The sequence below is a fragment of the Nonomuraea basaltis genome, from assembly GCF_005893125.1.
Lineage (GTDB): Bacteria > Actinomycetota > Actinomycetes > Streptosporangiales > Streptosporangiaceae > Nonomuraea > Nonomuraea basaltis.
Map to the genome: position 1 here is coordinate 165,624 of NZ_VCJS01000002.1, position 8,108 is coordinate 173,731.

General features: G+C 71.1%; 7 protein-coding genes. 4 read left to right on the plus strand and 3 right to left on the minus strand.

What is annotated here, in order from left to right:
* Positions 1-186: 186 nt before the first annotated feature.
* Positions 187-1,212 (plus strand): LacI family DNA-binding transcriptional regulator, encoded by a 1,026-nt coding sequence (locus tag EJK15_RS01575; RefSeq protein ID WP_138708523.1) that lies wholly within the window; start codon positions 187-189, stop codon positions 1,210-1,212.
* A 236-nt stretch (positions 1,213-1,448) separates the two neighbouring features.
* Here EJK15_RS01575 and EJK15_RS01580 read toward each other — a convergent pair whose 3' ends face one another.
* A complete protein-coding gene (locus EJK15_RS01580) occupies positions 1,449-2,405 on the minus strand; it encodes a cyclase family protein (RefSeq protein WP_240776699.1) in 957 nt (318 codons plus the stop codon).
* A gap of 275 nt (positions 2,406-2,680) precedes the next feature.
* On the opposite strand from EJK15_RS01580, the gene EJK15_RS01585 reads away from it, so the two are divergent.
* The 3 genes from EJK15_RS01585 to EJK15_RS01595 all read left to right on the plus strand — a co-directional run bounded on the left by EJK15_RS01585 (position 2,681) and on the right by EJK15_RS01595 (position 6,258).
* Entirely contained in the window at positions 2,681-3,343 is a 663-nt protein-coding gene (locus tag EJK15_RS01585) for a response regulator transcription factor (RefSeq protein ID WP_138708525.1), read from the plus strand.
* Entirely contained in the window at positions 3,340-4,455 is a 1,116-nt protein-coding gene (locus tag EJK15_RS01590; RefSeq protein WP_138708526.1) for a sensor histidine kinase, read from the plus strand. Before EJK15_RS01585 ends, EJK15_RS01590 begins: the two co-directional genes overlap by 4 nt.
* 267 nt (positions 4,456-4,722) lie before the next feature.
* Complete coding sequence (locus EJK15_RS01595) at positions 4,723-6,258, plus strand: DUF1349 domain-containing protein (RefSeq protein ID WP_138708527.1); 1,536 nt, start codon at positions 4,723-4,725, stop codon at positions 6,256-6,258.
* 121 nt (positions 6,259-6,379) lie between these two features.
* Here the strand turns inward: EJK15_RS01595 and EJK15_RS01600 are convergent, their stop codons facing one another.
* The gene (locus tag EJK15_RS01600) at positions 6,380-7,507 is read right to left on the minus strand and encodes a mandelate racemase/muconate lactonizing enzyme family protein (protein WP_138708528.1); all 1,128 of its coding nucleotides are present in this window, start codon (positions 7,505-7,507) and stop codon (positions 6,380-6,382) included.
* A 90-nt stretch (positions 7,508-7,597) separates the two neighbouring features.
* Positions 7,598-8,108, minus strand: a 511-nt coding sequence (locus tag EJK15_RS01605; RefSeq protein WP_276615346.1) for an NAD(P)-dependent oxidoreductase, incomplete at its 5' end; no start/stop codon positions are given.

An 8,108-nucleotide genomic window follows, 5' to 3' on the forward strand; every position in this document is an offset into this window, starting at 1 on the left:
ATCGGTTCGACAAAACGTAGGCCCGGTTCGCCTCAGGCGTCAATGGGGTGGCGAGCTGGGATCGCCGAGATATTGCGCGTGCTGCGTCTCCTGGCACATCCTCGCCACGGAGTCCGGTGCCGTCCCCTCCATGAACCGATTCGACCTACGATGGTCGCCAACCGGCAGATCCGACGAGGAGCGCGAGTGAACATCGGGGAGATCGCCAAACGGGCGGGCGTGTCACGCAGCACGGTCTCGTACGCCCTCACCGGCAAGCGCCCGGTGTCGGAGCAGACGAAGCGGCGCATCCAGGCGGTCGTCGACGAGCTGGGCTATCGGCCCAACGCCGCCGCCCGGGCGCTCAAGGAGGGCCGCACCCGCACCATCGGGCTGGTCATCCCCCCGGCCGCCCAGCGCCTGACCGACATGCAGCTCGGCTTCGTGGCCAGCGTGGTCGACGCGGCCGCCGGAGCCGATCTGGACGTCCTGCTGTCACCCTCGGGCGGCGAGCACGACCGCTCGTTCGAGCGCGTGGTCAGTGGCCGCCGCGTGGACGGCGTCATCCTCATGGAGATCCGCCTCGAAGACGACCGCGTCGCCCGGCTGCGACAGACCGGCCTGCCGTTCGTCGGCATCGGCCGCACCGGACGGCCCGAGGAGATGTCCTGGGTGGACATCGACTACGAGACGCTGCTCGCCAAGTGCGTGCACCACCTGGCCGATCTCGGTCACCGGCGCCTGGCGCTGGTCAACCGCAACGCCGAGCTGGTCGCCGCCGGCTACGGGCCCGGGCACCGCGCCCAGGCCGGTTTCACCCGTGCCGTCGCCGAGCGCGGCCTGGACGGCGTGCGGGTCTGCTGCGCCGACGACGCCCAGGCCGGGCAGGCCTGCGTCGAGCAGCTCCTGGCCGAGCACCCCGAGCTGACCGCCATCGCCACCATCAACGAGGCCGCGATCCCGGGCATGTACCGCGCACTGGCCCAGTCGGGCCGCACCGTGCCCAGGGATTTCTCCATCGCCGGCGTCGCCGTCCGGCACTGGGCCGAGAACCTGCACCCGCCACTCACCGCCGCCGACATCCCCGCCGACGAGATGGGCGCCCGCGCCGTCGAGCTGCTCATCCAGCGCATCGCCGACCCCACCACCACGCACAACCACCTCCTGATCGCCCCGCCGATCTCGCTACGCAGCACGACCGGCCCCGCGCCCGGCCACCGGCACGCCCTCTGACCTGCGAGACATCGCCCTGCACGTGGGGCGGAGCCGCAGCCCCACGCCCGCGGCCACGCCGCCTCGCACCCTCAACGAGCCCCGTCGCAGAGTCACACCTCATATGACGGCGGCATGGCGCCCATGTCGTACGAGTTTCCCGCTCTTGACCATTCCGTCCGGACACCCCTATCGTCCAGTCGAATCGATTCGCCGAATCGATTCGACACACCCTTCGCACCCCTCGTGAACCGCGGTCAGAATGTGGCGATCGGGTTGACCGGGCTGCCGGACGTACCGGCGAAGCGGACCGGCGCGACTGCGAGGTGGAAGTCCCACTGGCCGAGCTCGGCAGCCGTCGTCGCGCACGCCTCCAGGTCGCAGTTGTCGAGCATCCACAGACCCATCGCGACGAGGCTCACGGCGTGAACCGGCATCAACACGTCGTCGTACCCCGACGGCTGAACGTCCTGGGGGGTGTCAGCGCCGATCAGCGCAACCTCCCGTTCATGCAGCCACGGCAGGCAGGACGCGTGCCAGCCGGCCTGCGTGAAGCCGCTGGCCTCACCGGCCTCGTGCCGGACGCGGCCATAGCCGGTCCGCAGGAGTACCGCGTCGCCGGATCGCACCCGCACACCCTGGCGACGCTCGGCCTCCTCGAGATCGTCGGGAAACACACCCTGCCCCGGTTCCAACCACGGCACATCGCGGACCCTCGCGATGTCCAGCAGGACACCACGCGTGATGATCCCGTTCGCCGCCGCCGTGACGGCCGCCCACGCCGATCCCGTTGCGGCGTCGACCAACGAGTGCGACCGCCCGTTGTACATCGTGCCGTCCCAGAAGATGTGGCACGGCGAGTCGACGTGGGTGAGGGTGTTGCCGTGGAACGTGATGCCGAGCCGCTCGGACGAAAAGCCCCAGCGCCGGTCGGCGCGGAATCCGGGCACCGGCATGTTCTCGGCACCCGGCATGTCGGCGGCGCACGGGCACGTCGTCGTCGACCGCTCCATGTCTTCCGGTACGGCAACCTCCCATGCGCACGACACGCTCCTGCCGTGGCGCACGGCCCGCGCCGCCGCCAGCCGGACGTCGTCGGTGATGTGGTTCAGAGTGCCGAGCTCGTCGTCGTCGCCCCACCGTCCCCAGTTCGACAGCGTGTCGAAGTATCCGAGCACGTCGTCCTGTGTGGGCATCGGTCGCCCTGCCGTCATCCCAGCATCGACTCCTCCGGTCACGTGGTTCGAGGCACCGCAGGCAGGGTATCCCGCCCTCTCCTTTGACATGACCTCGCCGGGGTCAGAGACGGTGTGAGCAACGGTTCGAAAATGGACTCATGCCGACGGTTGTACGCGGCACCCGGTTCCAGGCGGGTCGCAGCCGCTGCGACCCGGCTGCGACCGGGGATCTGGCATCGTTGACCCATGGCACCTCGACCCGGCGGCCGGTTCGGCCGCCCCGCCCGCACGACGACCGACGGTGAGTGGCGGTGAGGGTCCTCGTCGTCGAGGACTTCGAGGTCCTCGCCCGCTCCATCGGAACCGGGCTGCGCCGCGAGGGCATGGCCGTCGACGTCGTCCTGGACGGCACCGCCGCCCTCGACCGCCTGGCCGCCACCCGCTACGACGTGGTGATCCTCGACCGCGACCTGCCCGGCGTCCACGGGGACGAGATCTGCCGGCGACTCGTCCACGGCCGCTGCGAGACCCGCGTACTGATGCTCACCGCCTCCGGCACGATCGAGGACCGCGTCGACGGGCTCAGCCTCGGCGCCGACGACTACCTGCCCAAGCCGTTCGCGTTCGCCGAACTGGTCGCCCGCGTCCGTGCCCTGGCCCGCCGCGCCACCCCGCCGCTACCGCCCACCCTGGCATGCGGGGACATCACCCTCGATCCGGCCCGCCGCATCGCGTTCCGGGCCGGCCGGCGCCTTGACCTGAGCCCCAGGGAGTTCGCCCTGCTCGAATGCCTGCTCGCCGTACCCGGCCTGGTCATCTCCGCCGAGGAACTGCTGGAGCGCGTCTGGGACGAGGCCGCCGACCCCTTCAGCAGCGCCGTCAAGCACACCGTGCACCGGTTACGGGGCAAGCTCGGCGACCCGCCCGTGATCGAGACCATCCGCGAAGGCGGCTACCGCATCGGACCGTCATGACCTCCCAGACGCTCGCGAGGAGGTCCCTGCAGACGCGGCTCGCGCTCGCCTACGCGGCGGGCATCTACACCGCCGGGGTCTTCGTGCTCGTCCTCGTCGCCGTCCCGCTCGCCAGCATCGATGCGGGCACACCCAAAGGCCACCCCTCATCGAGCGCGATCACCGAAACCGGGCCCGGGATCAGCCTGCCCCAACTCCTCACAGGATCCGCCGTCGCCCTGGTCCTTCTGATTCCCGTCGCCCTGGCTCTGGGCTGGTACGTCGCCGGCCGGTTCCTGCACCCGCTGCGCGCCATCACCGCCACCGCCCAGATCATCTCCGCCGGCGACCTCCACCGGCGCCTTGACCTCGGCGAGCCCACGGACGAGCTGACCGAACTCGGCCACACCCTCGACGACCTGTTCGCCCGCCTGCAAGCCGCCTTCGACGCCCAACGCCACTTCGTCGCCAACGCCTCCCACGAGTTGCGCACCCCTCTCGCCGGCCTGCGCACCCTTCTTGAAGTCGCCCTCGCCGACCCCGATGCCGACACCGACACCCTGCGCTCGGCCTGCCAGGAGGCCCTCGCTCTGGGCGGACACCAGGAGCGGCTCGTCCAAGCACTGCTCGCTCTGGCCACCAGCGAGCGCGGCGTCACCCGCTGGGACGCCTTCGACCTGGCCCGCGTCGTCGAAGGAGTGCTCGCCTCCCGCCGCGGCCAAGCAACGCAGAGGGGCATTGACCTCGCCGAACACCTGACGCCCGCAGTGACGTCCGGGGACCCGAGACTGATCGAAAGCCTCGTCGCCAACCTCATCGACAACGCCATCCGCCACAACCACGAAGGCGGGCACGTCAAGGTCACCACGCAGGCCTCCGGCACACAGGTGGCCCTTACGGTCACCAACAGCGGGCCAGTCATTCCCGGCGACCAGATCCAGCGCCTGTTTCAACCCTTCCAGAGACTGGCGCCTGATCGTCACGGCCGCCGCGACGGCCTCGGCCTCGGCCTCGCCATCGTCAACGCCGTCAGCCAAGCCCACCACGCCACCCTCACCACCAGCGCACGCCCCGAAGGCGGCTTGTCCATCACCGTGCGGTTCGCGCACGGATCTCATCCGAACCGTCCCTGACGTCAGGGGACGACTGCGCGGGGGCAGCACCTGCCACCCGCATCGGCGCTGGATGGCGGTAACGCAGCGCGTGCCGGCTCGCTATCGCCACTGGCCGACTGGTTGCTGCTCAAGGACCCACTCACCGCTGGTCGTCGTGCGGGCGGGGCGGCCGAACCGGCCGCCGGGTCGGGGTGCCGTGCCTGCCACGATGCCAGATCCCCGGTCGCAGCCGGGTCGCAGCGGCTGCGACCGGGCTGGAACCGGGTGCCGCGTACAACCGTGGGCATGAGTTCATTCACGCCTTACCGCTCCAGCCAGCGGGCCGGCTTCTCCGCGTCGCTGCGCGCGGAGTGGGCCACGTTCCGCTCCGGGCTGGGCTGGGTGCTCGCCATGGCGGCCTCCGTGCTGGTCACCGTGTCGCTCGGACTGCTGATCGCCGGGGGCGCCCGCAGCGCCTGCGTGACCGGGAAGGGCGAGGGCCCCTGCCCCGCGCCTTTGGTGGGTCCCGATGGCACGGCGGTGAGCGACAGGTACTACTTCGTGCACCAGCCGCTCAAGGGGAACGGCAGCATCACCACCCGTGTGTCGGACATGACCGGGCAGATCCGGCTGCCGGACGTCGTACCCGGGGTGCGCAATGTCAAGGAGGGGGTGGTGCCGTGGGCGAAGGCCGGACTCCTGGTCAGGCAGAGCCTCAAGCAGGGCACACCGTATGCCGCCGTCATGCTCACCGGAGCCCACGGCGTGCGGATGCAGTACAACTACATCCATGACGTGCCCGGCGGTCCTCACAATGGCCCGCAGTGGCTGCGGCTGACCAGGTCGGGCGACACCATCACCGGCTACGAGTCAGACGACGGCAAGACGTGGACCGAGGTCAGCACGGTCAAGCTGACCGAGCTGCCGGAGACGGTCGAGATCGGGCTGTTCGCCACCTCGCCAGGCGCGTTGTGGGAGATGGCGAAAGCCTTCGCCCAGGCCACCGCCACCTTCGACCAGATCACGCTGCAGGGCGCGAACGGTTCGTGGCGCCGCGACGACGTCGGCGTCGTCATGGAGTCCGACGGAAAGACCCCGCATCACCCCGGCGGGGTCGTCGAGTCCGGCGACAAGCTCCTCGTGACCGGGGTCGGTGACATCGGGCCCGCCACGGTGGAGGGCGGTCTGCGCGCCGACCTCATGCTGATCGGCGGGGCCGTGGGGCTGATCCCGGTGCTCGTGGTGGCGGTCCTGTTCTTCACGGCGGAACATCGGCGGGGGCTGATCGGGACCGGCCCGCCGGCCGAGCCGCATCCAGCGCGGCTGCTGGCGGCCAAGGCCGTGGTGGTCGGCGCCGTCGCGTTCGTGGCGGGGCTGGTGACCTCGGGGGTCGTGGTCCCTGTCGGCCTGGCGATGTTGCGTGCCAATCAGAACCCGATTCAGCCGATCACCCTGGGTACCGAGCTGCGGGTGATCGTCGGCTACGCGGCGCTGACCGCGGCCGCCGCCGTGCTGGCTCTGGCCCTGGCCGCGCTGGTCAAGCGGGCCGTCGTCGCCATCGGACTGGCCATCGCGCTGGTCGTCGTGCCCCACCTGCTGGCGACCGCGGGGCTGGTGCCATGGCTGCTGATGATCACCCCTGCCGCCGGGTTCGCGATCACGCAGAGCATCCCCACGTTCGCGCATGTGGACGTGGACCAGTCACTGCTCGGGGGCTATTACCCCCTCCCGCCATGGGCAGGTTTGACCGTGACCTGCGGATATGCCGCCATCGCCCTCGGGGCGGCGATAGCCGTACACCATAGGAAGGGCCAGACGACCGGGCAAACCGCAAAATACTGACCTTGAGAGGGGATAGCGCGATGGAACCCGGCTACGTCCTTGCCGGCTATCGGGTAGATGCACGCGCCGATCGGCAGGCCCCGGCGCGGACCAGGGCGACGAGGTTTCCGGCACCCGCACGTCAAAGAGCGAGCGCGCGGACCGTCTGCTCGTCCACGCCGATCCCCAGGCCGGGGCCGGTGGGCACGTGGGCGACGCCGTCGGCGACGGTGATGACCGGATCCGTGGCGTAGGGGCTGGCGATGAACTGCCGGCCGTTGAGGTCGACCGGCGTGTCCACGCCGAACGCGGCGAACAGGTGGAGCGAGGCGGCCAGCCCGACGTCGGACTCGGTGAGGCCGGAGCCCATGATCGCCAGACCGCAGTCCTCGGCGAGCTGGCACTGGCGCAGGGCCAGGGTCAGTCCGCCGCAGCGCTGCACCTTGGCGACGGCGACGTCGATGGCGTCGAGCCGGACGAACGTCGCCAGGTCGCTCGGGTGGCGCAGGCTCTCGTCCACGGCCACCGGGACGGGGCTGGCGTCACGCAGGCGACGCAGACCGGCGATGTCGTTGGACGGCAACGGCTGCTCGAAGACGGCGACGTCCAGGTCGGCCAGGCGCCTGGCCACCCGGAGCGCGGCGGCGGCCGTGTATCCCTGGTTGGCGTCCACCCAGAGCACGGCGTCGGGGGCGGCGGCGCGCACGGCGGCCACGATGGCCACGTCCTCGTCCTCGGCGTGCAGGCCGACCTTGACCTTGACGTGGCGGTAGCCGTGCGCGCGGCCCTCGGCCACCGAGTCGGCGGCTGAGGCCGCGGACTCGGTGGCCACGATCCAGGCCAGCTCGATGGTGTCGCGCCTGCGCCGGCCCCACAGCTCGCCGAGGGACAGGCCCAGGCTGCGGGCGAAGGCGTCGTGGCAAGCCACGTCGACCGCCGCGCGCGCCAGCGGCATGCCGATCGAGAAGCCCTTGCTGATGGTGCGGTCGAAGGCGCGGCAGAGTCCGTCCAGGTCCCACAGCGGGCGGCCGACGGCCGCCGGCGCCAGGTAGCCCTCGATGGTGGAGACGATGGACTCGGTGGTCTCGTACGTCCAGGAGGGGATCGGGGTGGCCTCGCCCCACCCGGTGGCGCCGTCGTCGGCCGTGACCTTTACCAGGACTCTGACGGCCGGGCGGCCGCCCCGGACGACGGACCCACCCGCGACGGCGAAGTCGCGCAGCGAGGGCAGGGCCACGGTGAAGGTCTCGACGCGTGCTATCCGGTTCACGTGACAGGCATCCCGAGGTCGAAGACGCTTGCTTCAGGGACCGTGGAGCTGCGGGCGGAGCCGGGCAGGACGTTCCATCTTTTGATCATTTCAGTACCATTCGGACTTGTCGACCAGATTGATCAGTTCCCGCCCGCTCACGAAGCGCCGGGCGTTCTCCAGCAGTACGGCGAAGCGTCGCTCCTCGGCGTGCGGCCCCACGCCGGCGACGTGCGGGGTGATGAGCACGTCGGGACGCCGCCAGAGCGGGTGATCGGCGGGAAGCGGTTCGGTCTCGAAGACGTCCAGGGCCGCGCCGGCCAGGCGCCCCGCGGACAGGGCGGCGGCCAGGTCGTCGAGCCGGACGGTGGGCCCGCGGCCGATGTTGACGACGTACGCCCCGGGCTTGGCCAGCGCCAGCCTCCGCGCGTCCAGCAGACCCTCGGTGGCGGGGGTGTGCGGAAGCGTCAGGATGATCAGGTCTGCCCCGGGAAGCAGCCGGTCGAGTGCGTCGGCCGGCAGCACCTCGGCGAAGCCCTGCACGGGGCCGCCGCGCCGGGCGTCCACGCCCACGACCCTGGTGCCGAACGCCGCCAGCAGCCTGCCGACCTCGGCCCCGACC

Excerpts from the sequence above, each read along its gene's own strand:
- EJK15_RS01580 (WP_240776699.1), bottom strand. The coding sequence starts at position 2,405 with ATGACGGCAGGGCGACCGATGCCCACACAGGACGACGTGCTCGGATAC.
- EJK15_RS01590 (WP_138708526.1), top strand. The coding sequence starts at position 3,340 with ATGACCTCCCAGACGCTCGCGAGGAGGTCCCTGCAGACGCGGCTCGCG.
- EJK15_RS01595 (WP_138708527.1), top strand. The coding sequence starts at position 4,723 with ATGAGTTCATTCACGCCTTACCGCTCCAGCCAGCGGGCCGGCTTCTCC.